At 69.0% G+C, this 25,460-nt stretch carries 24 protein-coding genes; 7 read left to right on the top strand and 17 right to left on the bottom strand.

All coding sequences use genetic code 11. From position 1 onward, the window contains the following. Nucleotides 1-8: 8 nt before the first annotated feature. From kdpC to kdpA, 3 genes are read right to left on the bottom strand one after another with little or no spacing between them, the layout of a single operon-like run. Nucleotides 9-629, bottom strand: coding sequence for a potassium-transporting ATPase subunit KdpC (gene kdpC / locus BN948_RS14840; protein WP_009516910.1), 621 nt, complete (start codon nt 627-629; stop codon nt 9-11). A gap of 15 nt (nt 630-644) precedes the next feature. Further along, complete coding sequence (gene kdpB, locus BN948_RS14835; protein WP_009516911.1) at nt 645-2,720, bottom strand: potassium-transporting ATPase subunit KdpB; 2,076 nt, start codon at nt 2,718-2,720, stop codon at nt 645-647. 11 nt (nt 2,721-2,731) lie between these two features. Further along, entirely contained in the window at nt 2,732-4,057 is a 1,326-nt protein-coding gene (gene kdpA / locus BN948_RS14830) for a potassium-transporting ATPase subunit KdpA (RefSeq protein WP_009516912.1), read from the bottom strand. Nucleotides 4,058-4,141: 84 nt separating this feature from the next. On the opposite strand from kdpA, the gene BN948_RS14825 reads away from it, so the two are divergent. Further along, entirely contained in the window at nt 4,142-4,924 is a 783-nt protein-coding gene (locus BN948_RS14825) for a hypothetical protein (RefSeq protein WP_138820058.1), read from the top strand. A gap of 4 nt (nt 4,925-4,928) precedes the next feature. Here the strand turns inward: BN948_RS14825 and BN948_RS14820 are convergent, their stop codons facing one another. The 9 genes from BN948_RS14820 to BN948_RS14780 form a co-directional block, all read right to left on the bottom strand. Further along, complete coding sequence (locus BN948_RS14820) at nt 4,929-6,041, bottom strand: sigma-54-dependent Fis family transcriptional regulator (protein WP_009516914.1); 1,113 nt, start codon at nt 6,039-6,041, stop codon at nt 4,929-4,931. Between the two features lie 23 nt (nt 6,042-6,064). Next, nucleotides 6,065-6,739 (bottom strand): nucleotidyltransferase family protein, encoded by a 675-nt coding sequence (locus BN948_RS26935; RefSeq protein ID WP_009516915.1) that lies wholly within the window; start codon nt 6,737-6,739, stop codon nt 6,065-6,067. Next, the gene (locus BN948_RS14810) at nt 6,736-7,773 is read right to left on the bottom strand and encodes an XdhC family protein (RefSeq protein ID WP_009516916.1); all 1,038 of its coding nucleotides are present in this window, start codon (nt 7,771-7,773) and stop codon (nt 6,736-6,738) included. The genes BN948_RS26935 and BN948_RS14810 overlap by 4 nt, the downstream gene beginning before the upstream one ends. A 9-nt stretch (nt 7,774-7,782) precedes the next feature. Further along, complete coding sequence (locus BN948_RS14805; RefSeq protein WP_009516917.1) at nt 7,783-8,379, bottom strand: SRPBCC family protein; 597 nt, start codon at nt 8,377-8,379, stop codon at nt 7,783-7,785. 134 nt (nt 8,380-8,513) lie between these two features. Then, the gene (locus BN948_RS14800) at nt 8,514-9,686 is read right to left on the bottom strand and encodes a vWA domain-containing protein (protein WP_009516918.1); all 1,173 of its coding nucleotides are present in this window, start codon (nt 9,684-9,686) and stop codon (nt 8,514-8,516) included. An 8-nt stretch (nt 9,687-9,694) separates the two neighbouring features. Next, a complete protein-coding gene (locus BN948_RS14795; protein ID WP_009516919.1) occupies nt 9,695-10,606 on the bottom strand; it encodes an AAA family ATPase in 912 nt (303 codons plus the stop codon). Further along, nucleotides 10,606-11,397: an FAD binding domain-containing protein gene (locus BN948_RS14790; protein ID WP_009516920.1), complete on the bottom strand. Its 792-nt coding sequence runs from the start codon at nt 11,395-11,397 to the stop codon at nt 10,606-10,608. The genes BN948_RS14795 and BN948_RS14790 overlap by 1 nt, the downstream gene beginning before the upstream one ends. Before the next feature lie 21 nt (nt 11,398-11,418). After that, complete coding sequence (locus BN948_RS14785) at nt 11,419-13,794, bottom strand: xanthine dehydrogenase family protein molybdopterin-binding subunit (protein ID WP_009516921.1); 2,376 nt, start codon at nt 13,792-13,794, stop codon at nt 11,419-11,421. An 11-nt stretch (nt 13,795-13,805) separates the two neighbouring features. After that, the gene (locus tag BN948_RS14780; protein WP_009516922.1) at nt 13,806-14,270 is read right to left on the bottom strand and encodes a (2Fe-2S)-binding protein; all 465 of its coding nucleotides are present in this window, start codon (nt 14,268-14,270) and stop codon (nt 13,806-13,808) included. Nucleotides 14,271-14,497: 227 nt separating this feature from the next. Between BN948_RS14780 and BN948_RS14775 the strand changes: the two genes are divergently transcribed. After that, on the top strand, nt 14,498-14,968 hold the full coding sequence (locus tag BN948_RS14775) for a hypothetical protein (protein ID WP_009516923.1): 471 nt from the start codon (nt 14,498-14,500) through the stop codon (nt 14,966-14,968). Between the two features lie 66 nt (nt 14,969-15,034). Here the strand turns inward: BN948_RS14775 and BN948_RS14770 are convergent, their stop codons facing one another. From BN948_RS14770 to BN948_RS14760, 3 genes are all read right to left on the bottom strand, one after another. Then, nucleotides 15,035-15,967, bottom strand: a complete 933-nt coding sequence (locus BN948_RS14770; RefSeq protein WP_009516924.1) for an nSTAND3 domain-containing NTPase — start codon at nt 15,965-15,967, stop codon at nt 15,035-15,037. Between the two features lie 138 nt (nt 15,968-16,105). Beyond that, on the bottom strand, nt 16,106-16,294 hold the full coding sequence (locus tag BN948_RS14765) for a hypothetical protein (protein ID WP_035622331.1): 189 nt from the start codon (nt 16,292-16,294) through the stop codon (nt 16,106-16,108). 169 nt (nt 16,295-16,463) lie between these two features. Then, nucleotides 16,464-17,501: a Kelch repeat-containing protein gene (locus tag BN948_RS14760; protein ID WP_009516925.1), complete on the bottom strand. Its 1,038-nt coding sequence runs from the start codon at nt 17,499-17,501 to the stop codon at nt 16,464-16,466. Nucleotides 17,502-17,687: 186 nt separating this feature from the next. Here BN948_RS14760 and BN948_RS14755 point away from each other — a divergent pair, with 186 nt between their 5' ends. From BN948_RS14755 to BN948_RS14745, 3 genes are all read left to right on the top strand, one after another. Then, the gene (locus BN948_RS14755) at nt 17,688-20,234 is read left to right on the top strand and encodes a membrane-bound PQQ-dependent dehydrogenase, glucose/quinate/shikimate family (protein ID WP_009516926.1); all 2,547 of its coding nucleotides are present in this window, start codon (nt 17,688-17,690) and stop codon (nt 20,232-20,234) included. Nucleotides 20,235-20,325: 91 nt separating this feature from the next. After that, nucleotides 20,326-20,772, top strand: a complete 447-nt coding sequence (locus BN948_RS14750) for an OsmC family protein (RefSeq protein WP_009516927.1) — start codon at nt 20,326-20,328, stop codon at nt 20,770-20,772. 193 nt (nt 20,773-20,965) lie between these two features. Further along, nucleotides 20,966-22,738: an alkaline phosphatase D family protein gene (locus tag BN948_RS14745; RefSeq protein ID WP_009516928.1), complete on the top strand. Its 1,773-nt coding sequence runs from the start codon at nt 20,966-20,968 to the stop codon at nt 22,736-22,738. Nucleotides 22,739-22,754: 16 nt separating this feature from the next. Here the strand turns inward: BN948_RS14745 and BN948_RS14740 are convergent, their stop codons facing one another. Beyond that, nucleotides 22,755-23,294: a hypothetical protein gene (locus tag BN948_RS14740; protein WP_009516929.1), complete on the bottom strand. Its 540-nt coding sequence runs from the start codon at nt 23,292-23,294 to the stop codon at nt 22,755-22,757. 72 nt (nt 23,295-23,366) lie between these two features. On the opposite strand from BN948_RS14740, the gene BN948_RS14735 reads away from it, so the two are divergent. Both BN948_RS14735 and BN948_RS14730 read left to right on the top strand, forming a co-directional pair. Next, nucleotides 23,367-23,723, top strand: a complete 357-nt coding sequence (locus BN948_RS14735; RefSeq protein ID WP_050980608.1) for a hypothetical protein — start codon at nt 23,367-23,369, stop codon at nt 23,721-23,723. Between the two features lie 122 nt (nt 23,724-23,845). Beyond that, on the top strand, nt 23,846-24,553 hold the full coding sequence (locus tag BN948_RS14730) for a DUF899 family protein (RefSeq protein ID WP_009516931.1): 708 nt from the start codon (nt 23,846-23,848) through the stop codon (nt 24,551-24,553). Between the two features lie 13 nt (nt 24,554-24,566). Here the strand turns inward: BN948_RS14730 and BN948_RS14725 are convergent, their stop codons facing one another. Continuing rightward, on the bottom strand, nt 24,567-25,364 hold the full coding sequence (locus BN948_RS14725; protein WP_009516932.1) for an SDR family NAD(P)-dependent oxidoreductase: 798 nt from the start codon (nt 25,362-25,364) through the stop codon (nt 24,567-24,569). Nucleotides 25,365-25,460: the final 96 nt, after the last annotated feature.

Genomic DNA, 25,460 nt, shown 5'->3' with positions numbered 1-25,460 from the left:
CGCCCGCATCATCGCACCGGCTTCGCGGCGGCATCGATGGCGAGGTTGAGTTCCAGCACGTTCACGCGCGGCTCGCCCAGGCCGGGGATCAGCGGGCGCTGGGCCTGGCGATCCACCAGAGCCTGCACCTTGTCCGGCGCCAGGCCGCGCGCACGCGCCACGCGATCGATCTGGTACTGCGCCGCCGCCAGGCTGATGTGCGGGTCCAGCCCGCTGCCCGAGGCCGTGACCAGGTCCACCGGCACGGGTGCGGTGTTGCCCGGGTCGGCCGCGCGCAGCGCCGCGACGCGTTCCCGCACGGCGTCCTGCAGCGCCTGGCTGGTGGGGCCGAGGTTTGAGCCCCCCGACGCCGCGGCGTTGTAGGCCGCGGGCCCGGTGGCCGAGGGCCGGCCCCAGAAGTGGCCCGGTTCGGTGAAGGTCTGCCCGATCAGCGCGGAGCCCACGGGCTTGCCGTCGCGTTCGATCAGGCTGCCATTGGCCTGGTGCGGAAACAGCGTCTGCGCCGTGCCGGTGAGCAGCAGCGGGTAGAGCAGGCCGGTGACCACGCTGAGCAGCAGGAACAGCAGCACGGCGGCGCGCAGCGTGCTGCCCAGGCCTTCGCGGTTGGTGGGGGTGTTGTCGCTTGTCATGGGAACTCCGTGGGATCAGGCCAGGCCCAGGCCGGCGATCACGAGATCGATGGCCTTGATGCCGATGAAGGGAACGATCACGCCACCCAGGCCGTAGACCGCCAGGTTGCGCCGCAGCAGCGGGCCCGCGCCCACGGCGCGGTAGCGCACGCCGCGCAGCGCCACGGGGATCAGCGCCACGATGACCAGCGCGTTGAACACCACCGCCGAGACGATGGCCGAGGCCGGGCTCGCCAGCTGCATCACGTTGAGCGCCTGCAACTGCGGGTAGGTGGTGACGAAGGCCGCCGGCACGATGGCGAAGTACTTCGCCACGTCGTTGGCGATGCTGAAGGTGGTCAAGGCGCCGCGCGTCATCAGCAACTGCTTGCCGGTCTCCACGATCTCGATCAGCTTGGTGGGGTTGCTGTCCAGGTCCACCATGTTGCCGGCCTCTTTGGCGGCCTGTGTGCCGGTGTTCATGGCCACGGCCACGTCGGCCTGCGCCAGCGCGGGCGCGTCGTTGGTGCCGTCGCCCGTCATGGCCACCAGGCGGCCACGTTGCTGGTGCTCGCGGATGAGCGCCAGCTTGGCCTCGGGCGTGGCCTCGGCGAGGAAGTCGTCCACGCCGGCCTCGGCCGCGATGGCCGCCGCCGTGAGGCGGTTGTCGCCCGTCACCATCACGGTCTGGATGCCCATGCGGCGCAACTCGGCGAAGCGCTCCTTGATGCCGCCCTTGACGATGTCCTTCAACTCCACCACGCCCAGCACGCGCGCGTTGTCGGCCACCACCAGCGGCGTGCTGCCGCGCCGCGCGGCGTCGTCCACCAGGGTCTGCACGGCCGTGGGCCACACACCGCTGATGGCTTCCACGTGGCGGCGGATCGCATCAGCCGCGCCCTTGCGGATCTGGCGGCCCTCGGCAAGGTCCACGCCGCTCATGCGCGTTTGCGCCGTGAACGCGACGAAGTGCGCACCCATGGACTGCAGTTCGCGTTCCCGCAACTGGTGCCGCTGCTTGGCCAGCACCACGATGCTGCGGCCCTCGGGCGTTTCATCGGCCAGCGAGGCGAGCTGCGCGGCGTCGGCGAGATCGCGCTCGCTCACACCCGGCGCGGGCAGGAAAGCCGCCGCCTGCCGGTTGCCCAGCGTGATGGTGCCGGTCTTGTCGAGCAACAGCACGTCCACGTCGCCAGCCGCCTCCACCGCGCGGCCCGAGGTGGCGATCACGTTGGCCTGCATCAGCCGGCTCATGCCCGCCACGCCGATGGCCGAGAGCAGACCCGCGATGGTGGTGGGGATCAGGCAAACCAGCAGCGCCACCAGCACCACCAGGCTCACGGGTTCGCCCCCACCAACGGTCGCGCCCGCCTGCGCGCTGAAGGTCGAGAAGGGCAGCAGCGTCACCACCACGCCAAGGAACACGAGGGTCAGCGCCACCAGCAGGATCGTCAACGCGATCTCGTTGGGCGTCTTCTGGCGCCGCGCGTTCTCCACCATCGCGATCATGCGGTCCACAAAAGTCTCGCCGGGGTTCACGCTCACGCGCGCCACCACCGCGTCGGACAGCACGCGTGTTCCACCCGTGACGGCCGAGAAATCGCCGCCCGACTCGCGAATCACCGGTGCCGACTCGCCCGTGATCGCGCTTTCGTCCACCGAGGCCACGCCGTCGATCACCTCACCGTCGGCGGGCACCGTATCGCCGGCCTCGATCAGCACCACGTCGCCCTTGCGCAGCGACTCGGCCTCGATCGGCAGCCAGCGCATGGCCGTGCGCGGCGTGCCGGGCTTGAAGGCGCCGTCCAGCTTCTTCGCCCAGGTCTTGCGTTTGAGCCCGCGCAGGCTGGCTGCCTGCGCCTGGCTGCGGCCCTCGGCCAGCGCCTCGGCGAAGTTGGCGAACAGCACCGTGAACCACAGCCACAGCGCCACCGCGAGCGTGAAGCCGTCGGGCCGCGCGAAGCACAGCGCGGTGGTGAAGGCGCTGCCCACGTAGACGACGAACATCACGGGGTTGCGGATCTGCGCGCGCGGGTCGAGCTTGCGCAGCGCGCCGATCAGGGCCGGCCGCACCAGGGCCGGGTCGAACAGGGAAAGGCTTTGTCTTGTCATGGTCGGGCGCCTCATTTCGCCCACAGCATCAGGTGCTCGACGACTGGGCCCAGGGCCAGTGCGGGCACGTAATTGAGCAGACCCACCAGCAGCACCGTGCCCACCAGCAGACCGATGAACAGCGGCCCGTGCGTGGCCAGGCTGCCCGCGCTGGCCTCGGCGCGCGGCTTGGCTGCGAACGAACCGGCCAGGGCCAGCACCGGCAGGATCACGCCGAAGCGGCCCACCGCCATGGCGATGGCCAGCAGCACGTTGTAGAAGGGCGTGTTGGCCGACAGGCCCGCGAAGGCGCTGCCGTTGTTGTTGGCGGCCGAGGACAGCGCGTACAGCACCTCGGTGAACCCGTGCGGGCCCGCGTCCTGAATGCCCGCGCGACCGGCCTCGGTCATCACGGCGATGGCCGTGCCCAGCAGCACCAGCAGCGGCGTCACCAGGATCGCGATCGACACCATCTGCATCTCGAAGGGCTCGATCTTCTTGCCCAGGTATGCCGGTGTGCGGCCGATCATCAAGCCCGCCACGAACACCGCCAGCAAGGCGAACACCAGCATGCCGTACAGACCGGAACCCACGCCACCGAACACCACCTCGCCCAGTTGCATCAGCGCCGTGGGCACCATGCCGCCCAGCGGCGTGAAGCTGTCGTGCATGGCATTCACCGCGCCGCAACTGGCGGCCGTGGTGATCACCGCGAACAGCGAGGACGCCGCGATGCCGAAGCGCACCTCCTTGCCCTCCATGTTGCCGCCCGATTGCAGGGCGCTGGCGGCCTGGTCGGCGCCGAGCGCGGCCAAAGCCGGGTTGCCCTGCTGCTCGAAGCTGGTGGCGGCCACCACGGCGGCCACGAAGATCAGCGCCATCGCGGCCAGCACGGCCCAGCCCTGGCGCCTGTCGCCCACCACGCGGCCGAAGGTGAAGCACAGGCCGGCGGGGATGGCGAATATCGCAAGCATCTGCAGCGCGTTGCTCCACTCGCTCGGGTTCTCGAACGGGTGCGCCGAGTTGGCGTTGAAGAAGCCGCCGCCGTTGGTGCCCAGCATCTTGATGGCCAGTTGCGAGGCCGTGGGCCCCATGGCCAGCGTCTGATCGCCCACGCCCGCTTGCAGCGGCGTCAGCGTGAGGTAGGGCGAGAGGTTCTGCACCACGCCCAAGCCCACGAAGGCCAGCGCGAGCACGATTGAAATCGGCAGCAGCACCCACAGGGTGATGCGCGTGAGGTCCACCCACACGTTGCCCACCGCGCGCGCCGAGTGCCGCGCGAAGCCGCGCATCAGCGCCATCACCACCACGATGCCCGTGGCCGCCGACAGGAAGTTCTGCACCGTCAGGCCCAGCATCTGCGTCAGGTACTCCCGAATCGTCAACAGGCTTCGTTTCTGTCATCTGACGACACGCACGCATTCGAAGAGATGCTTGGGCAGATGGACGTCGCCAACGTTTCGTTGGCGACGCCTCGCGGACGGGGCGAAGCGGACGGCGAAGGGTCGCTGGGGCTGACGTTCGACGCTGAAGTCGCTACGCACCCGGATACGGACACGTCCTGGAGACTCGCGGGTCGCCCATCTATCGATCCGGCGCGCACCAACCGCATGGCGCAGGCGAGAGAACCCAATGCCGTTCGGATGGACAAAGCCGCGGATGGCTACGCAAAGGCCTGGGGAAGTTTTGTCAAGAAATGCCTGGTGCCGGTAGATGGCGTGCATGGCCTGAGCAACCATCAACGTTTGGTCAAGGACTGGTGGACCGGCTTGTTGCCCAAGGCATCCTACGATCCCGCTACACACAATGCCGATGCCGACATGCCCCTTGCCTATCTGGAGCCCGGCGATTTCGTGAAAGTGTTCGTGACCGAATGGCCTCGCAAGCTGGAGGAGCGTCGTCAAGAGCTCAAGGATCTCCTCTTACAGAAAGACCGCCTGAAGAACCGGGGAGCAGACGCTCACCAGCGGATCAATGTCCTCATCCAACAGGCCGCCAACAGCCTGCAACAGGACCTCGATCGCTACAGCGCGCAAGTCAATGCGCTGGCGACACGTCTGATTGACCAGAAAGGTTTTCCTGGCGGAGTGCCTGCCAGCTTCTCGCTTGCCACGTCAGATGCCGGCAAAAGCCTGCAGGCTTTGGGCGAGGCGTTGAAAGCGCCCATGGCGCGCGCCTACCGCTTGGTACAGGACGCTCGCGAGCGCTCGGTCCTGGCGAGCTAACGCCTCACCGCCCCCTCGCCCCCAGCTTGCGATAAATCGTCGCCCGACTGATCCCCAGCGCCCGCGCGGCTTCCTGCACGTTGCCGCGCGCGTCGTCCACCGCCTTGCGGATGGCGGCGGTTTCCAGGTCTTTCAGTGGCACGGCCTGCGCCACGGCGGCGCTGGTGCGCGTGGCGTGCCGGTCCAACTGGGCCAGCACCTGCAGCCGCAGGCCCGACCACAGCGGCAACTCCAGCGCGCCGCCATGCACCGCGGCCGTGTCGAACAACGACTCGACCGGCGCCGCGAAGTGCAGGCTGGCGTGGCCGGCGGGTGAGCCTGGGGCCACGCCCAGCATGTCGGCCGCAGGCCGGTTCAGCCCGGTGATGTTCCCGTCCGCGTCCAGGCCGATCAGGCCGTCGCTGTCGTCGCCCAGCACGCGGCCAGGCCAGTTCATGCGCAGCAGCAGGTGGTGGGGGCGCGCCAGCGCCAGTGCGTTCTCGATGCTGCGCGCCGATTGCGACACCAGGTGCTTGAGCGCGGGCTGCTCGGCCACGTTCACGCCGGTCAGGTCCAGCATGCCCACGCACTGGCCGTCCGGGTCCCAGATGGGCGCGCCCGCGCAGCTGTAGACGCTGGTGGCGTCGAAGAAGTGTTCGCCCCGGTGCAGCCACACGGGCTGCAGGTCGGTCAGCGCCGAGCCGATGGCGGTGGTGCCCACGGCGCGCTCCGACAGGTCCACCCCCACGCGCGCGATGCGCGCCACGCTCGGGTCGTGCCGGTCGATGGGGCCATTCACATCGATGACCACGCCCTGCGCGTCGGTGAGGATGGCGAAGTAGCGCGTGTGCGCCATGGCGCGCGCCAGCGATCGGATGACGGGCGCGGCGGCCCGCAGCAGCGGCTGGCTGGCCTCCAGCGCGCGTTGCGCCTGGGCGCTGCTCACGGGGTCGAAGCTGACTTCGCGCCGAGGCTCCAGGCCCAGTTGCAGGCAGCGCCGCCAGGAGCGCGCCACCCAGGGGGCCAGGCGGGGCCCGGCGTCGGGGTCGCGCGCCTCCAGCACGGCGCGGCGCGCCTGCTCGATCAGGGCCAGGCGGTCGGTGGGCGAAGCGGCTGGGCTGATGGGCATGGGGTGCATTGAATCAGCCTGCCGCGGGTCGATCAAGCCTTGTTCATGCCGCAGTGCGGCAAGGCCTCGGTGGCCGGCAATTCAACGCGCCAACCGGTGGCTTTTGCGAGGCGTGGCAGGTCCTCCGGCGTGTCCAGGTCGCGCACATGGGCCTCGTCCGATGTGTTCCACAACGCGACAACCTCGGGTTGGCGCTGGCGCCAGGCGCGCAGGCCACCGGCCTGGTTGCGCAGCAGCGCGCAGGCCAGGCCGTCGAGCACGGCCGGGTGGCCGGGCTGGCCGCTCACCATCGGCACCAGCACGTGGCGCCCGCGCTCGCGTGCGTCGAAGGCGTCCACGGCCGCCAGGATCTGCGGCGCGCCGAGCAGGGGCAGGTCGCCCAGCAGCACCAGCAGACGTTCGGGCATGGCCGTGAGGCTGCGCAGCCCCACGCGCAGCGAGTCGGCGGGTTCGTCGCCGGGCTCGGGGTTGCGCAGCAGCACGGGGCGGCGCTCGGACGGCAGGGTGGCCACGTGCGCGGCGACGGCGTCCGCGTGGTGGCCCACCACCAGGCGCACGTCGTGCACGTCGGCCTCGGCCAGTGCGTCCAGCAGCCGCTCCAGCAGCGTGCGGCCGTCCACGCGGATGAGGCACTTGGGCACCCCGCCCAAGCGGCTGCCCGCGCCGGCCGCCAGCACCAGCGCGACGGTGTCGCTCCAAACCCTCACGTTTCTTCGCGCACGAAACAGACCGCCGCCGCGTCGTTCGGCGTTACGTCGAGCTGGTCCTTGGCCGGGCCCACCGCCAGGTCGCGCGGCAGCGGCACGCCGTTCTTCACGGCCAGCACCTCGGCCATCACGCTCACGGCGATCTCCGCCGGCGTCTTGCTGCCGATGTAGATGCCGATGGGCCCACGCAGCTTGGCCAGGCTCTCCTCGGTCTGATCGAAGTGCTCGATCAGCCGCGCGTGCCGCGCCATCTGGTTGCGCCGCGAGCCGATGGCACCGATGTAGAAGGACTCGGTCTCCAGCGCCTCCAGCAGCGCCAGGTCGTCCAGCTTCGGGTCGTGCGTGAGGGCGACGATGGCCGTGCGCCGGTCGGCGCGGAACTCGCGCACCACGTCGTCGGGCATCTCGGTGGTCAACGTCACGCCGGGCACCTGCCAGGCGCCGCGGTACTCCTCGCGCGGGTCGCACACGGTGACTGAAAAACCGCTGAACAGCGCCATGGTCGCCAGGTACTCGGTGAGCTGACCGGCGCCGATCATGAGCAGCCGATACTCGGGCCCGAAGGCGTTGTGCAGCGCGCCGTCGTGTTCGCGCAGGGCCTCGGGCTGGTCAATGTCGGTGAGGGTCACGCGGCCGGTGGCCACGTCGGTGCTGCGCAGGACCATGCGGCCCGCGCTCAGGCGCTCCACCAGCTCACCCAGCGTGGCGGCGTCGGGGTTGAACTCCAGCAGCAGCTCCAGCGTGCCGCCGCAGGGCAGGCCGAAGCGGTGGGCCTCGTCCGCGCTCACGCCGTAGCGGGTTTTCTGGGGCGGGCCGTCGGCCAATACGTCGCGAAAGCGGTGGATCAGGTCGTCCTCGATGCAGCCGCCCGAGACGGAGCCGACCACGGCACCGCCCTCGCACAGCGCCATGATGGAGCCCACCGGGCGCGGCGAGCTGCCCCAGGTGCGGGTGACGGTGGCCAGCAGCGTGGCCTTGCCCGCGCGCCGCCAGTCCAGCAGCGTGCGCAGCACGAACAGATCGAGGTTTTCCATGGTGAGCGATCAGCCCCAGGCGAGGCTGAAAAAGATGATGAGCGCAATGATGAATGTGCCGCCAAACGCCAGCGCCGGCCAGGCCCAGCCGGGCATGGGGCCCGACGGCCCGCCGGCCCCGGCCGTCACCGGCACCGCCACGCGTGCGGCCGCGGCCTCGGGGTGGCGGCGCAGCAATTCTTCCTCGAAGCGGCGGAAAAAGTCGTCGGCCATGGATTTGGCCGCACCGTCGATAAGGCGTTGCCCCAGCTGGGCGATCTTGCCGCCCACGGTGGACTTCACCGTGTACGTCAGCTCGCTGCCCCCGGGCGCGGGGTCCAGCGTCACGGTGGATTCGCCTTTGCCGAAGCCGGCCACGCCGCCCTGGGCTTCGAACGTGAGCTTGTAGCTGCGCGGGGGCGTTACCTCACTGAGCTGCACGCGCCCGGTGAACTTGGCCGACACCGGCCCCACCTTGATGGCCGCGCCCACGGCGTAGGCGTCGTCGCCCAGGGGCTCGAACTTGTCGCAGCCCGGCACGCAGGCCTTGAGCACGGCCGGGTCGTTGAGGGCGTCCCAGGCCTTGACCTGGTCGACGGGGAGGAGGCGGTGGCCTTGCATGTCCATAAGAGTCTCCTTCGGAGGTTCGATTCAACGCTTCGAGCGCCAGACCCGCAACCAAGAGGTACCGCGGAACCGGCTTTGCCGGGCCGCAGGTGCCGCCCCCTGGAGGGGGTCGCGCGAAGCGCGGCGGGGGTGTTTCATGTTTTCAGCAGTTCGGCCAGGGCCTGGGCGAGCTGTTCCAGCCGTTCCAGGTTGTGCACGGCCAGCATGCCGTGCGCGTGGCGGTGCAGCACGCTCGCGCCTTGCGCCAGCGGCTCATAACCCGCGTACCGCAGCAGCGGGTTGAGCCACAGCACCTGGCGGCTGTGGCGCCGCAGCCAGAGCAGTTCGGTGTCCAGCAGCGCCGGGTCGCCGGTGTCCAGGCCGTCGGTGATGAGCAGCACCACCGTGCGCCGGCCCACCAGGCAGCGCGCGTGCTTCTCGCGCAATTCGGCAAGCGACATGCCCAGCCGCGTGCCGCCCGCGAAATCCGCGATGGCGGCGTTGCTCAGCGCGAGCATGGTGTCGGCGTCGCTCTGCTTCCAGGCGGCACGCAGATCGGTGAGGCGGGTGCCGAAAGCGAAGGCCGAGCGCGGCGCGCCGCGCGTGGCCTGGTGCAGAAACGCCAGCAGCAAGCGCGCGTAGCGCTCCATGGAGCCGGACACGTCCACCAGCACCAGCAGCGGCAGCGGCTGGCGGCGGCGCTGGCGGCGCGGCGGCGCGATCAGCTCGCCGTCGTGCCGCCGCGCCTGCTGCAGCGCGCGGCCCCAGTGAATGCGGTGGCCGCGCTGGCCGGGCCGGTCGCGTCGGCTGGGCACCTCGGGCAAGGGCAGGGCGATCTCGCGCGCCAGGGTTTCGACCAGGCGGAACTCGCTGGCCGACAGCCCCGCGAAATCCGCGTGGCGCAGGCGCTGCAGGTCGCTCGCGGTCATGGCGGCGTCGAAGCGCAGTTCGGTCTCGCTCGGTGCGCGCTGCTTGGCCACCGCGCCGGCCACGGTCAGCGCTTCTTGCGCGCGCGCGCTGCGCGCGGCGGGCTTGGCGGTGGGCGACTTGGGCAGCATCTGCGACAGCAGTTGCTTTTCCAGCTCGGGGTTGCGAAAGAAGGCCGCGAAGAGTTCATCGAACACCTCGACGTCCTGCGGGCGGCTCACCAGCACCGCGCCCAGCGCCGCCTGCAGGTCGTCGCGCCGTTCCAGGCCCACCAGTTGCGTGGCGGTGATGGCGCTGGCGATGCGCGCGCTGTCCACCGGCACGCCGGCGCGGCGCAGGGCGCGGCCGAAGGCGGTGATCTGGTCCGGGAATTTCCCCGTTCTGGCGTCGCCGAGTTGCATGGCGATCCTCAGACTTCCGGTGCCAACAGCTGATCGATCATCGGCAACAGCGCGGCCACGTCCTCGCGCTGCTTGAACAGAATGCCCGCGGTGTCCTGAATCACCTCCGGGTCGAGCGTGAGTGTGTCCAGCGCCACCAGGGCCTTGGCCCATTCCACGCTCTCGGCAATGCCGGGGCTGCGCTGGAAGGCGTTGCTGAAGGGCTGCGCGCGCAGCCGCTCCACGAAGCGCGCGATCTGCTCGGTGAGCGCGGCGCTGGCTTGCGGCACCTGGCCGCGCACGATGGCGAGCTCGCGCTCGCGGTCGGGGTGATCGAGCCACTGGTACAGGCAGCGCCGCTTCACCGCGTCGTTCAGATCGCGCGTGCGGTTGCTCGTCAATATCGTCAGCGGCGCCGCCATCGCGGTGATGGTGCCCAGCTCGGGGATGCTCACCTGGTATTCGCCCAGGTACTCCAGCAGAAACGCCTCGAAGGGCTCGTCCGCGCGGTCCACCTCGTCGATCAGCAACACCGCGCCCGGCGGCGGCGTCTGCAGCGCCTGCAGCAGCGGGCGGCGGATCAGGTAACGCTCCTGGTACACCTCGCGCTCGATCTGCTCCGGCGTGGCGGTGTTCTGCGCCGCGCGCATGTGCAGCAGCTGCGCGGTGTGGTTCCACTCGTACAGCGCCTCGCGTTGCTCCATGCCGTCGTAGCACTGCAAGCGCAGCAAGGGGCGCTGCAGCACGCGCGACAAGGCCTTGGCCAGCTCCGTCTTGCCCACGCCGGGTTCGCCCTCCAGCAGCAACGGGCGCTGCAGGCGAATGGCCAGGAACACGGCCGTGGCCAGCGCGCGCGGGGCGTGGTAGCCCACGCCGCGCAGCGCGGCCAGCAAGCCGTCGATGTCGCGCGGTTCGGTCGTCGTGGCGGCGGCTTCAGGCATCAGCCATTGGCCGCAGCCACCGCGCGCTGCGTCTGCACGCGAATGAGCTGCGCGCGGTACTCGGCGCTGGCGTGCAGGTCGCTGTTGAGCTGGCCCGCGTCAACCGCCACACCCTGCACGGCCTCGGGCGTGAAGCTCTTGGTGAGCGCCGCCTCCAGCCCCGCGTGGCGGAACACGCCGTTGCCCGCACCGGTGATGGCCACGCGCGCGCCGCCGTCGGTGAGCGCCACGAACACGCCCACCAGCGCAAAGCGCGAGGCCGGCTGGCGGAACTTGGCGTACGCCGCTTTCTTCGGGATGGGGAAGCGGATCGCGGTGATCAGCTCGCCGCTGTCCAGCGCGGTGCTGTACATGCCCTGGAAGAAGTCGTCGGCCTTGATCTCGCGCTTGTCCGTGACGATGGTGGCGCCCAGCGCCAGCACCGCGCTGGGGTAGCACGCGGCCGGGTCGTTGTTGGCCACCGATCCGCCCATCGTGCCCATCGCGCGCACCTGCCTGTCGCCAATGCCACCGGCCAGCGCGGCCAGCGCGGGAATGGACGATTTCACGTCCGCGCTGTTGGCCACCTCTTCATGGCGCGTCATGGCGCCGATGACGAGGCTGTTGCCCTCGCGGCGGATGCCGCGCAGCTCGGCCACACCGCCCAGGTCCACCAGCGCGCCGGGTTGCGCCAGGCGTTGCTTCAGCGACGCGATCAGCGTCTGCCCGCCCGCCAGCGCCTGCGCGCCGCCGCCGGCCAGCCGCTTCGCATCGGCCAGGGTCTTGGGTTGTTCAAGGGTGAAGGCATACATGGTCTTGTCTCCTTGAATGAATCACTTCTTGGCCGATTGAATGGCCTGCCACACGCGCGAGGGCGAGGCCGGCATGTCGATGTCCTTCACGCCCAGCGGCGCCAGGGCGTCCAGCACGGCGTTGATGACCGCCGGCGGCGAGCCGATGGCCCCGGCCTCGCCGCAGCCCTTGGTGCCCAGCGGGTTGGTGGTGCAGGGTGTGCACACGTGGCCCAGGGTGAAGCTGGGCACGTCGTCGGCGCGCGGCATGGCGTAGTCCATGAAGGAGCCGGTGACGAGCTGGCCCGTTTCCCGGTCGTACACGCAGTGCTCCAGCAGCGCCTGGCCAATGCCCTGCACCAGCCCGCCGTGCACCTGGCCCTCCACGATCATCGGGTTGATGATGGTGCCGAAGTCGTCCACCGCGGTGAAGCGGTCCACGCGCGTCTCGCCCGTCTCGGGGTTCACCTCCACCTCGGCGATGTAAGTGCCGCCGGGGAAGGTGAAGTTGGTCGGGTCGTAGAAGGCCGTTTCGTTCAGGCCCGGCTCCAGCTTGTCCAGCGGGTAGTTGTGCGGCACGTAGGCCGTGAGCGCCACCTGGCCGAAGGCGATCTTCTTGTCCGTGCCCTTCACCGTGAACTCGCCGTTGGCGAAGTCGATGTCGGCATCGCTGGCCTCCAGCAGGTGCGCGGCGATCTTCTTGGCCTTGGCCTCGATCTTGTCCAGCGCCCGCATGATGGCCGCGCCGCCCACCGAGATGGAACGCGAGCCATACGTGCCCATGCCGAACGGCACGCGGCCCGTGTCGCCGTGCACGATGTCCACCTGCGACGGATCGATGCCCAGCCGCGACGCCACCACCTGCGCGAACGTCGTCTCATGCCCCTGGCCGTGGCTGTGCGAACCGGTGAACACCGTGACGCTGCCCGTGGGGTGCACGCGCACCTCTCCGCATTCGAACAGGCCCGCGCGCGCGCCCAGGGCGCCTGCGATGTTCGACGGCGCCAGGCCGCAGGCCTCGATGTAGCTGCTGTAGCCAATGCCGCGCCGCAGGCCCTTCGCCTCGCTCGCCGCGCGCCGCTTGGCAAAGCCCGCCACGTCGGCCAGCTCGTTCGCCTTGTCCATGCACGCGTTGAAATCGCCCGTGTCGTACTGCAGCGCCACCGGCGTCTGGTACGGGAACTGGGTGATGAAGTTGCGGCGGCGGATCTCGTCCTGGCTCAGGTTCATCTCCCACGCCGCGCGGCTGACGATGCGCTCCAGCAGGTAGGTGGCCTCGGGCCGGCCCGCGCCGCGGTACGCGTCCACGGGCGAGGTGTTGGTGAACCACGCGTCCACCTCCACGTAGATCTGCGGCGTGGTGTACTGCCCCGCCAGCAGCGTGGCGTACAGGATGGTGGGCACCGCCGTGGAGAAGGTGGACAGGTAGGCGCCCAGGTTCGCGTCCGTGTGCACGCGGAAGCCCAGGAACTTGCCGTCCTTGTCCATCGCCAGCTCGGCGTGCGTCACGTGGTCGCGGCCGTGCGCGTCGCACAAGAAGGCCTCGCTGCGTTCGCACGTCCACTTCACCGCGCAGTTCAGCTTCTTCGCCGCCCAGGTCACGGCCACGTCCTCCGCGTACAGGAAGATCTTGGCGCCGAAGCCGCCCCCCACGTCCGGCGCGATCACGCGCACCTTGTGCTCGGGCAGGCCCATCACGAAGGCCGTCATCAGCAGCCGCTCCACGTGCGGGTTCTGGTTGGCCACGTACAGCGTGTACTCGTCGTTCGCGCGGTTGTAGTTGCCAATGCAGGCGCGCGGCTCGATGGGGTTGGGCGCCAGCCGGTTGTTCACCAGGTCGATCTTGGTGACGTGCGCCGCGCCGGCAAAGGTGGCGTCCACCGCCGCCTTGTCGCCAATGGCCCACTTGTAGCAGTGGTTGTCGGGCGCAATGTCGTGCAGCGCCGTGCCCTTGGCCGCGTCGCGCACGTCCACCACGGCGGCCAGCGGCTCGTAGTCCACCTCCACCAGTTCGGCCGCGTTCTTGGCGTGTTCCACCGTGTCGGCGATGACGATGGCCACGTGGTCGCCCACGTAACGCACCTTGCCCTGCGCCAGCACCGGGTGCGGCGGCTCCTTCATCGGCTGGCCGTCGGTGCTGGTGATGAGCCAGCCGCAGGGCAGGCCGGCGATCTTGTCGTTGGCCACGTCCTGCCCGTCGAACACGCCCACCACGCCCGGCGCCGCCAGCGCGGCGGCCTTGTTGATGGAGCGGATGTTGGCGTGCGGATGCGGCGAGCGCACGAACACCGCGTGCTGCATGTTCGCGAGCTGAATGTCGTCGGTGTACTGGCCGGCGCCGGTGAGGAAACGGTAGTCCTCCTTGCGGCGCAGCGGCTCACCGATGTGGGGGAGTTTGGCGAAATCGATGGCACCCATGATCGCGCTCCTTATTTCATGGCGGCAGCGCCTTGCTGCACGGCCTTGACGATGTTGTGGTACCCCGTGCAGCGGCACAGGTTGCCTTCCAGCTGCTCGCGGATCTGCGCCTCATTGGCGCCGGGGTGGCGCTGGCACAGGTCCACCGCGCTCATCACCATGCCCGGTGTGCAGAAGCCGCACTGCAGGCCATGGCACTCCTTGAAGGCGGCCTGCATGGGGTGCATGGTCCCGTCGGCGGCGGCCATGCCTTCGATGGTGGTGACCGAGCGCCCGGCCACCTGGGCCAGCAGCACGTTGCACGACTTCACGGCCTTGCCGTCCACGTGCACGGTGCAGGCGCCGCATTGCGCGGTGTCGCAGCCCACGTGGGTGCCGGTGAGGCGCAGGTGTTCTCTAAGCGCGTGCACCAGCAGCGTGTTGGGTGCCGCGTCCACGGCCACGCTTCGGCCGTTGACCTTCAGTTCTACGGGCATGGTTGTCTCCTGGGTTCGTGGGGAAGCCGGGGACAGTGGAGCACTCGGGGTCTGAAGGGGAGGGGTGGGTTAACCCTCGAAAGGCGGCGCGCGGGGGAAGTGTTCTCAAATTGAGACGGGTGGTGCGGTGCAGCAGGAATCAGAGTTCGGAAATGCTTTTTCTGCATCAAAGCGGTCCAAGCCGCTGATCGAGGAGGGAACACTCACTGGCTTCAGGGAGTTCGCCCATGTTTATTACCTCCAACGGTTCCGCCTCATTCCGCCATCCTTCCATCGCTCCGCACAAGCAGAAGCACTGGACAGTTGTCACCTGCGCTTTGGAGGGGCCTTGGTATCTGGTGGTTTACGAGGTGACCTGCCGCAAGGGGCGGAGGGTGTCGCAGACATCCCTGGTGGGCTGTGAGGAGGCGTTGGTGGACATGCTCGGCGAGATTGCGGTGGCCGACATGAAAGGCATTGGCCGCCTCGATCGGCACCACGGGCCTAACCCCGGTTGGGGTCTCAAATGGATTGATACCTTGTGGAAGCCTACACGTGGTGAGGCGCGGAAGGTCGGTCCGTTGCTGTTCAGATTCGACGCAGAGCCGTTTGTGCGCGATGTGCTTCTGCGGCCTGTGGAGGAGTGGCCTGGGCGGCGCCTTTTATATCGTGCGGTTGACAATGATGAGCGCGGGTCGATCGCGACGGAGTTCCAGTAGGCTGCAGCGCGGCGGGTGCAGTCATATAGCCATTCCACCGATTTCACTCTTTCGGCCGTCTTCCGGTCACTGACTCGTTCGGACTTGACTCGACGAACGGCCTGTCCGAGGCGCACGACTACGGTGGTCGATCATCTTGAGGAAGAAGTCGCCATCCAAGAGCTTAGCCTTTTCCTCGTCGACCAAATCAGAGAAGTAAATGTGGTTGAAGACGACTTTGGCTTTGATGATCCTCGTATAGACCCCGACGTTCAGGACCATTTCACTTGCCGCCACTCGTGGCGACGAGAGCTTGTCCGACTGAATCTGTGCTTGGTTGAGCAAGTACAGCCTCGTCGTCAGGATGAAGCGAAGATCCTTGTTGTTTCGAAGTCGGTCCAGGAAAACTGGCAGACGCTGATCCACCTTGCCCAACAGTTCGTTGGTCAGACTAATCTGACCCAGGAAATCATCGAGGAAGATAAGCCGCTTTTCGCCGGCTGTGCTCACGGCCATTGCCTCCTGCAGGTCGTCCACAACGAAGACCTTCCAGTTCTGCTCCATGTGAAGCCAGAGCAGCATTCGGCCAAGAGTGGTCTTTCCGACGCCAGGCTCGCCTGCAATGATCAGCGCGCCACGATCCACCAGAATCTTCTCTGCCTCAGCCACACTGGCGTTGTGCACGAACTTGGGAACAAGTTGCTTGATGCGGGCCAACTCGGCATCGGTCCGGTTGTAGACCGCGCTGTGCAAGATTCGCTCAAGGACTTCCGTGCTAGTTAGCCAAAGCTTGAAATGCTGACGCAGCACGCGAGGATGAATGCCCAACAGATTGTTCAGATCCTCGCGGCCTATGCACCAACCTCCGTCAGGGAATGCATCTGGCACGCCAAGCAATCTCACATCCACACTCACGTTCAGCCGCTGAAGTTCGGCCGAAAGCTCCCTCAGCGGCCAGTCGGGATCAGGATCCGGAGATGGCGGCGGAAACTTGAATCTTTTGTCCCACTGAATGATCATGGTTTGGCCTTTTGGTCCTTCAGGCACCCGTATCGGATGAGTCGTCTGCGCGCGCGTGGCCTGCCTTGACTTCTGGAATCGTTGCCCGCATCTGCACGTCACCTTCCGGTTGATTGAATGCCGGCGCGCTCTTCTCTTTCAACTGTGCAGGTTCCGATCATCCGCATGCAACTGCCGGTTGTTCTCATCGGTGTTGAACGCCGCACCCGCGGTGGCATTGCCACCTGCCACGCCCGATAGTGCCGCTAGCCCACCGGCCAAGCCCAGCCCCGCCACTTCCTGCGCAACCAGTGCGTCCACTCCCGCGTCTTGCAGCGCCGTCTGCATCTGGTGCTGCAAGGCATTGAGCCCCGGCTCTGCCTGGCTGGCGCCGCCCGCGCCAGCGCACCTCCCGCGCCGCCGCTCAGAGAACGCCGCGAGATGATGGAGGAGGCCCAGCGCCGGGGCTGGGTGGTGGTCGACAGTTAGGGGCAGGTGGAAAAGGGCGTGAAAGCCCTCAAGCCCCAGCGCCCAACAGCAGCACCTCGTGCACGGTGCTGGCGTGGTCGCCCCCCACGCGCGTGCCGCCGCCGAACACGTGAATGCGGTCGCCCACGGTGGCCGCGCCCAGGCCGTGGCGCGGCGTGGGCAGGGGCGGCAGGGCGCTCCAGCGGTCGCTCGCCGGGTCGTACACCCAGGCATCGGCGAAGACCTTCTGTTCGGGCACCCACTGCTCGCCACCGAAGACATACAGGCGCCCACCGTGCGCCGTGGCGGCCAGGCCGCCTTGCGCTTGCGGCATGGGGGCGCGTGTGGTCCAGCGGTCGGCGGCGGGGTCGTACACCTCCAGGCTCGGCACGTTCACCTGGCGCAGCGAGCCATCTGCCTGCTTCAAGGCCTGGCGCCCGCCCACCACGTAGAGGCGGCCGTCGATGACGGCGGCGGCGGCGCTGTTGCGCGCGGTGGGTGCGTCGGCGATGGGCGACCAACGCGCGCTGGCGGGATCGAACACCAGGCCGCGCGCGGTGTCGGCGTGCTGGTTGAAATGCCGCGCGGCCTCGTGTTCGCGCACGCGCCCACCCACCAGGTAGAGCCGGCCCGCAACGCCGGCGAACACGCCCTCGGCGCAGGCGTAGGGCAGGGGAACGCCCTCGCTCCAGCGGTTGGCGGCGGGGTCGTACACATAGGTCGACGCCTGGGCGCGCCAGTTGGGGAAGCCACCACTGAAGCCGCCCACGCCGTGGATGAACCCACCGGCCGCGGCCAGCGCGATGTGGTGGCGCGCCTCGGGCAGCGTGGCCAGGCGCGTCCAGCGGTCGGTCGCGGGGTCGTAGGACTCGACGTGCGCGGAGTAGCCGGTGTTCGGGTTGAGCAGGCCGCCGGCCACGTAGATGCGGCCGTTCAAGACCTCGGGGTAGAGCTCCTGCCGCGCGAGCGAGGGCGCGGCGGCGGTGGTCCAGCGCGGCGCGGTGGCCGGGGCCTGCGCCAGCGCGGGCTTCAGAAGGGGCGCTGCCGCCAGGGCGGCGGCGAGCCGCAAAGTGTCGCGTCGTTGCATGGTCGGGCCTGGTGTGTTGCGGTGGGGCGCATGCTAGGCAAGCCACCGCAAAAGACCAGACGCGCAGGGCCGAACAGATTGATCGGCCTGAACGAACAATGCCGCGTGAGGCAGCGGGCGCGCCCAACGCTCGGGCAGGAACGTGCTTTGCTGGCGATGCCCTTTCCAGCTCGAAGGGAGACCGCCATGCCCACCGCCGCGCCACCGCATGTCCCATCGCCTCCACCGCCGCCGCTGACGCAACACGGGCTCACTTTGCTGCTGGTGGTGCTGTTGGCCGTGGCCGCCCTGGTGCTGTTCGCGGGCGGTGGCTGGCTGCTGATGCTGGGCGGCACGCCCTACTACGTGCTGTCGGGCGCGGCGTTGGGCTTCGTGGCGCTGCTGCTGGTGCAGGCGCAGCCCATGGCCTTGTGGGTGTACGCGGGGTTCGTGTTGGCCACGCTGCTGTGGTCGCTGTGGGAGGTGGGCCTGGCCTGGTGGGGCCTGGCCGCGCGCGGTGATGTGTTCTTCGTGCTGGGCCTGCTGATGCTGCTGCCCGCCGTGGCGCGGCGCCTGAGTCACGACCCGCAGGTGCGCGGCACGGCACCGTCAATGGGCTGGCGCGGCGGGCGCGGCGCGCTGGCCGGCGTGCTGGTGCTGTACCTGGGCGTGGCTGTCGCGTCCTGGGTGGTGGACCCCTTCACAACCCGGGGCAGCTTGCCCGGGCCGCGCGGTTCGCTGGCGCAGGGCAATGGCGTGCCGGCGGGCGAGTGGCACGCCTATGGCCGCACGGGCCACGGCCAACGCTACGCGCCGCTGGCGCAGATCACGCCCGAGAACGTGGGGCAACTGGAGGAAGCCTGGCACTTCCGCACCGGCGACCTGCGCGGCCAGCCCGGTGACCCCCAGGAAACCACCTTCGAGGTGACGCCGCTGAAGGTGGGCGATCACCTGTTCCTGTGCACGCCGCACCAGCAGGTCATCGCACTGGACGCAACGACGGGTGAGGAGCTGTGGCGCTTCGACCCGAAGATTCGCTCGGGACTGGCGCTGCAGCACCTCACCTGCCGGGGGCTGTCGTACTGGTCGGGCCAGGGCGGCTCGGCGGCCGAGAGCGTGGCGCCCGCCACCCCGGGCGAGGCCCCGGTGGCCGCCGGCGGCAAGCCGCCCGCGGCACCGGCGCTCAGCGGCCCCGAGTTGCCCGTTGCCGCGCAGGACAGCCCCGCCACCGACAACTGCCCCGCCATGCTGTACATGCCCACGGCCGACGGCCGCGTGATCGCGCTGGACCCGCGCAGTGGTGAGGTGTGCAGCAGCTTCGGCGAGGGCACGGGCCAGATCAACCTGTGGCGCGGCATGCCGAACGTGAAGCTGGGCGGCTACTACTCCACCTCGCCGGTGGTGGCCACGCAGCGCGTGCTGGTGGTGGGCGGCACGGTGCTGGACAACGTGTCGGTCAACGAGCCATCCGGCGTGGTGCGCGGCTACGACGTGCGCACCGGCGCGCTGCTGTGGGCCTGGGACCCGGCGCGTCCCGACGACCAAACGCCCCTGCAGCCGGGGCAAACGTACTCGGCCAGCTCGCCCAATGTGTGGTCGATCATGAGCGTGGACGAGGCGCTGGGCCTGGTGTACTTGCCGCTGGGCAACCCGCCGCCGGACCAGTGGGGCGGCAAGCGCAGCCCGCAGGTGGAGCGCGTGGGTTCGTCCGTGGTGGCGCTGGAGCTGGCCACGGGCCGGCTGCGCTGGGTGTTCCAGACGGTGCACCACGACCTGTGGGATTACGACGTGCCTTCGCAGCCCACGCTGGTGGACTTGAACATTCAGGGCGCCAGCGTGCCCGCGCTGGTGCAGCCCACCAAGCAGGGCGAGCTGTTCGTGCTGGACCGCCGCACCGGCAAGCCCGTGCACCCCGTGCGCGAGGTGCCCGTGCCGCAAGGCGCGGCCGAGGGCGACCGCACCGCGCCCACGCAGCCCGTCTCGTCCATTTCCTTCGAGCCTGAGCCCTTGCACGGCGCGGCCATGTGGGGCGCCACGCCGTTCGACCAACTGGGCTGCCGCATCGCCTTGAAGCGGCTGCGCTACGAAGGGCGCTACACGCCGCCGTCCACCGAGGGCTCGCTGGTCTACCCCGGCAACTTCGGCGTCTTCAACTGGGGCGGCATCGCGGTGGACCCGGTGCGCCAGGTGGCCTTCACCACGCCGGCCTACCTGGCGTTCACCTCACAACTGGTGCCCCGGCCGGACGACACCGCGCTGATGGTGCAGGGCGACAACCAGCCCAAGGACGACCTGCCCGCGCTCAACGAGAACTTCGGCGCTCCCTTCGCCGTGAAGATGGGCGCGTTCACCTCGCCCCTGGGCCTGCCCTGCCAGGCGCCGCCCTGGGGCTACGTGGCGGGGGTGGACCTCGTCAGCGGCGAGGTCGTCTGGCAGCACCGCAACGCCACCGTGCGCGACCTGGCGCCCGTGCCCCTGCCGTTCAAGATGGGCGTGCCCAGCCTGGGTGGGCCGCTCATCACGCAGGGCGGTGTGGCCTTCCTCTCGGGCACGCTGGACGACTACCTGCGCGCCTACGACCTGAGCACGGGCGAGACGCTGTGGCAAAGCCGCCTGCCGGCGGGCGGCCAGGCCACGCCCATGAGCTACCTCGGGCGCGATGGGCGCCAGTACGTGGTGGTGGCGGCGGGCGGGCATGGCTCGCTGGGCACCAAGGCGGGGGACTCGGTGATCGCGTACGCCTTGCCCAGGTGATGGGGCGGTGAGTTGACGTGCCTCAAGGCCCGCTCACGCGCGTGCGCTAAGGTCGGGTTCAAGCCTTGAACCCATCGAAAGAACACCACCCATGAGCGACACCGTCAGCATCACCGTCACCCGCCAGCAGGGCTACCAGTTCCTCGTCGATTTCGGTTCGGCCATGCCGGCGCTCAACGCCGACCTGCCCGCGCCGCTGGGCCAGGGCGCCGGGCCGTCACCCGAGCACCTGCTGCTGGCGGCCGTGGCCAACTGCCTCGGCGCCAGCCTGCTGTTCGCGCTGCAGAAGTACAAGCAGGACCCGGGAACGCTGAGCGCCACTGCCACCGCCACCATCGGCCGCAACGAAGACAAGCGCCTGCGCGTGACGGGCGTGGACGTGGCGCTGAGCCTGGGCAAGCCCGCCGCCGAACTGGAGCACCTGGAGCGCGTGCTCGCGCAGTTCGAGGATTTCTGTACCGTCACGCAGAGCGTGCGCGCCGGCATGGACGTGCGCCTGAGCGTGAGCGACGCCACCGGACAGCGCCTGGGCGGTTGACCGTCCCGTCGCTTCAGTGCTGCAGGTAGCCCTGCAGGATGTGGGTTTCGACGGCGTTGGCGGCCTGGTAGAGGGTTCGCATGCGCCGCATTCTGGTAGCCCGCGCATCCCCCATTCGTCCATTCGCCGTCGTCCGCGCCGTCGAAAACCGGGACATGCTCGCCGGGCCCCAACCACCGGATCGAGTTCACCCATGAACGACAAAGACCTGTTGCTCGGCCCCGTGCTGTCCTTTCGCGGCAGTGCCGGCGGCCTGTGGAAAGTCACCGCCCTCATCGGCCTGAAAGAGGCCGCGCCCATCCCCACGATGGAGCTGGACGGCAAGCCCTGCCCCAAGCCGCGCGAACTGCTGCTCGCCAATGGCGAGCGCTACCTGCGCTACGACCTGTCGTGCCGCTTGCTGAAGACCGAGCGCATGGTCGGCTACGGCATCGTGGGCGGGCCGCGGTGGGCGCTGACCGTGCCCGCCAAAGGCGAGGCGCCACGCATGGCCTACGTGTCCTGCAATGGCTTCTCGGACCCGGCGGTGATGCGCAAGCTGGTGCGCACCTCCAACGCCGTGTGGGAGGACCTGCTCTTCAGCCACGACAAATCGCTGCGCGTGCCGCTGCCCTCGGGCGAGCCCAAGCTGCTCGACAAGGAACAGCTCTGGCACGAGCGCCGCATCCACGACAAGCAGTTGCAGCGCTTCAACCTCATGCTCATGGGCGGCGACCAGATCTACTTCGATTCGATCTGGGAGGAGATCGAGGCGCTGCGCCAGTGGGTGGCGCTGCCGCGCGCGGAGCAACTGAGCTTCAAGGTGACGGCCGCATTGGAGAAGAAGATCGAGGCCTACTACTTCGGCTTGTACCAGCAGCGCTGGCTGCCCAAGGACCGCGGCGCCTGGTCGTCGAAGACGCCTTCGCTGGACGCCGCGTCGGCCATGGCGCGCATCCCCACCATCATGATGTGGGACGACCACGACATCTTCGACGGTTGGGGCTCCTACAGCTGCGAGATGCAGCACAGCCCGCTGTTCCAGACGCTGTTCCGCCATGCGCGACGTGCCTTCTGGGTGTTCCAGATGCAGCACGCGCTGGCGGACCTGCCCGAACTCATCGACGTGACGCCAGCCGGCTTCTCGAAGCAAGACCCCTTGCTCGAACCGATCAACTGGAGCCGGGCATTGTCGAAGGACCCGCTGGCGCTGCCCCTGCTCGACGGGCAACCGGGTTTCACTTCGGCCTTTGCGCTCGGGCCGCTCGCCGTCGTCGCAGCCGACCTGCGCACCGAGCGCTCGCGCAACCAGGTCATGGGCACGGACACCTGGCGGGGAATCAAGGCCTGGCTGGGCACGCTGCCCGGCGGCGATCTGCCCGCAGACAAGGCCTGCCGGCACCTGCTGTTCATGTCCTCCGTGCCCGTGGTGCACCCCAAGCTGTCGTTGGCCGAGCTGCTGCTGGACAAGTTCGGCGCGGACCACGTGACCGACAGCAACGCCGACGACCTGAAGGACCACTGGTCGCACGACGACCACGAGGGCGAACGCAAGCGGCTGCTGGAGGTGTTCTCGTCGCTGGCCAAGGACAAGAAGATCCGCGTCTCGCTCGTCTCGGGCGATGTGCACGTGGCGGCCTGGGGCACCGCCTACCGCAAGGACCTGCCGGCCTCCGACACCTGGTCGCAGATGCACCAGTTCACGTCATCGGCGGTGGTGCACCCTTCGCTCATGGGCGTGATGGAGCGCCTGTTTCTGTCCTGGTTGAACTCGAGTGCGAAGCACCCGCAGAACATCGACGTGCAGTACGTTGCCGAGATGATGACCTTCCCGGGCCACGACAAGCACGTGATGGCGGCGCGCAACTGGCTGGCGCTGGAGCTGGACGAAGGCTCGCCCGAGGGCTGCAAGCTGTGGGCGACCTGGCGATGCGAGACGGAGAGCAGCTTCTCCAACCACCTGCTGGCGGTGGCGCCGGTGCAGTGAGGCGCGGCGGGCCGTCTCAGTCAGCTTTCTTCTCCGGGGGGGCGTTGTCCATCAGGGCCTTGAGCGTGCGCCTGGACACCTGGGCCTGGTAGTCGGCCCACTCGCTGGCGTCCAGTGCCTGCTTGGCTGCAACGGTGACCGAGTCGCCCAGGTCGTCGCAGAACTTGAAGGCGCGCTCCATGCCGGCGGGGCTCATGTTCGGCGCGCGGAACGCCGCCTGGATCACCGGGATGTCGGCTGTTGCGATGCCCATGCCGGTCACGCCCGCGGTCTCCAGCGCATGGCGGCGCGCCACCAGATTGCGCATCCACCCGAAGACGGCGCCCGCGCGCTCGCTGTCGGTGGACTTGAAGTACTCATCGGTGAGGGTCTTCGTCGTGCGGTTGAACAGCACGTCGCAGGCGCCGCCGATCTGCTGCAGGCTTTTCAGTCCCTTGAACTCCGCCGGCAGGTCCGGCGGCTTGAAGTCGAGCTTGCCCTGGGTCTGGGCCTGGGCGGTGGACGCCAGCACGATCAGGGCGGCAGCGAGGACGGGAGCGGCGCGTAGGGGCTTCATGCGGGGCTTGGAGCGGTTGATATATCCCCTGACAGTACACTGCCCCGGCCCTTGAAACGGGTGATGTTTTTCATGAACCTGTACGAAGTCATCCGCTGGGGCAACGACGCCGACGACCCCTTCACCGGCGGCCCCGATGGCGCCGACACCTGCTTCCTGGTGCGCGCCGGCTCGGTGGAGCAGGCCGCCGAGCTGGTGGACGCGGATCTGCGCAAGCTCAAGCCCCAACGCGCGGCGGCCTTCGTGGAAGCGGTGTACCTGCTGGGCACCGAACAGAGCACGGAGGGCACACCGCGCCTGCTGCGCGGGCCGTATGTGCAGCACGCGCACCGCCATGGGTGGCGCCATTGGTATCGGGACGAGGAGGGCGGGGCCTGGGTCGAGCGGCCCGACACGCGCGCGGGCGACGGTCAATCCGAAACCGCTTGACGTTCCCCGGGGGCTCCTGCACGGTGTCGGACCTTGCCGACACACGGACCGCGCGCCGTCCTGCACGCCACGCCCTTCTTGTGGGACAGCATGGACGGTCCCACTTCCAAAGAGGCGCACTGATGGCTTCCGCCGCCCCGCTCAAAGACGCCAGGCAACTTGCCGAGCACGCGAAGACGCCTTTTCCCGGCGCCTCGCCGGAGTACGAGGCCGCGCGCCGGGCCCTGCTGGCAGAGGAGATCGAACTGCGGCGGCACAGCACGCGGGTGGTGGCGCAGCGCCGCGCACTGCCCCCGGGCCCGGTGATCGAGAAGGCGTACAAGTTCAAGGACGAGCACGGCTTTGACGCCGAACTGATCGACCTGTTCGGTGACAAGGACACGCTCGTCGCCTACTTCTGGATGTATGGCCCGCAGCGGCAGCGCCCTTGCCCGATGTGCACCAACCTGATCGGCGCGCTCAACGGCAATGCCCGCGACATCCGCCAGCGGGTGGCCTTCAAGGTCCTGGGCCGCTCGCCGGTTGGCCGGCAGTATGAGTTCGCCAATGAACGGGGCTGGCGCGACATCCAGTTCGTGCAAACCGTGGGCGACGACTACGCCCGCGACCTGGGCCTGTTGAATCCCGATGGCAGCGAGAACCCCGCGCTGACGGTGTTTCGCAAGGACGGCGACAAGGTGCGCCTTTTCTGGGCCAGCCAGATGACCAAGGACATGGCCGACCCCGGTCAGGACCCGCGCGATTCGCCCGACCTGGCGCCGCTGTGGTCGGTGCTGGACCTGACGCCCGAGGGGCGCGGCGAGAACTGGTACCCCAAGCTGCAGTACTGAACGGCGGCCGCCTTCAGACCCCGCCAAAATCCCTTCTCAGCGTCGGCAACCCCACACCCGCCGCATCGAAGCCCCCGTCCACCGCCAGCACCTGTCCGGTGATGTAGCTCGCCTCCGGTGAGCACAGGAAGCCGATGCCGTTGGCGATTTCTTCCTCGGAGCCGTAGCGCGCCAGCGGCACGGCCGCGTGGTAGTCGGCGCGGATCTCGGGTGTGTGCACCTGCTTGGCCATGGCCGTTTCCACCGGGCCGGGCGCGATGGCGTTGCTGCGGATGCCCAGGCCCGCCAGTTCCACCGCCTGCTGCCTGGTGAAGTGGATGAGCGCGGCCTTGCTGGTGCCATAGGCCACGCGCAGGGTGCTGGCGCGCAGGCCCGAGATGGAGGCGATGTTGACGATGGCGCCGCCGCGTTTGCGCATCACGGGCACCACCGCCTGGCTGCAGAGGAAGGCGCCGTCGAGGTTGGTGGCCATCACGTGGCGCCACTCTTCGAAGCTGGTCTGCACCAGGGGCTTGAAGACCGCCACGCCCGCGTTGTTCACCAGCGCGTCGATGCGTTCCCATTCGGTGTCCACCATCGCCACCATGGCCTCCACCTGCACGGGGTTGGAGACGTCGCAGGGCAGGGCGATGGCGCGGCCGGGCGCTTCCCATTCGAGTTGATCGCGCGCGGCGTTCAGCGCGGGCGCGTCCTTGTCGATGATGGCCACGCGCCACTGGCGCTGGAGAAACCAGCGCGCCGTGGCCAGGCCGATGCCGCGCGCCGCGCCGGTGACGATGGCCACCTTGTGTTCCCGTCCGTCCTCCACCATGCGAGGCACTCCTGTCAGCTCAGTTGCGGCTCTGATCGACCAGCTTGTTCTTGGCGATCCAGGGCATCATGGCGCGAAGCTGCGCGCCCACCACCT

This window comes from Hydrogenophaga intermedia (assembly GCF_000723405.1).
Taxonomy (GTDB): Bacteria; Pseudomonadota; Gammaproteobacteria; order Burkholderiales; family Burkholderiaceae_C; genus Hydrogenophaga; species Hydrogenophaga intermedia.
The sequence above is the reverse complement of the archived record's forward strand: the minus strand, read 5'-3'. Positions and strand labels throughout refer to the sequence as shown.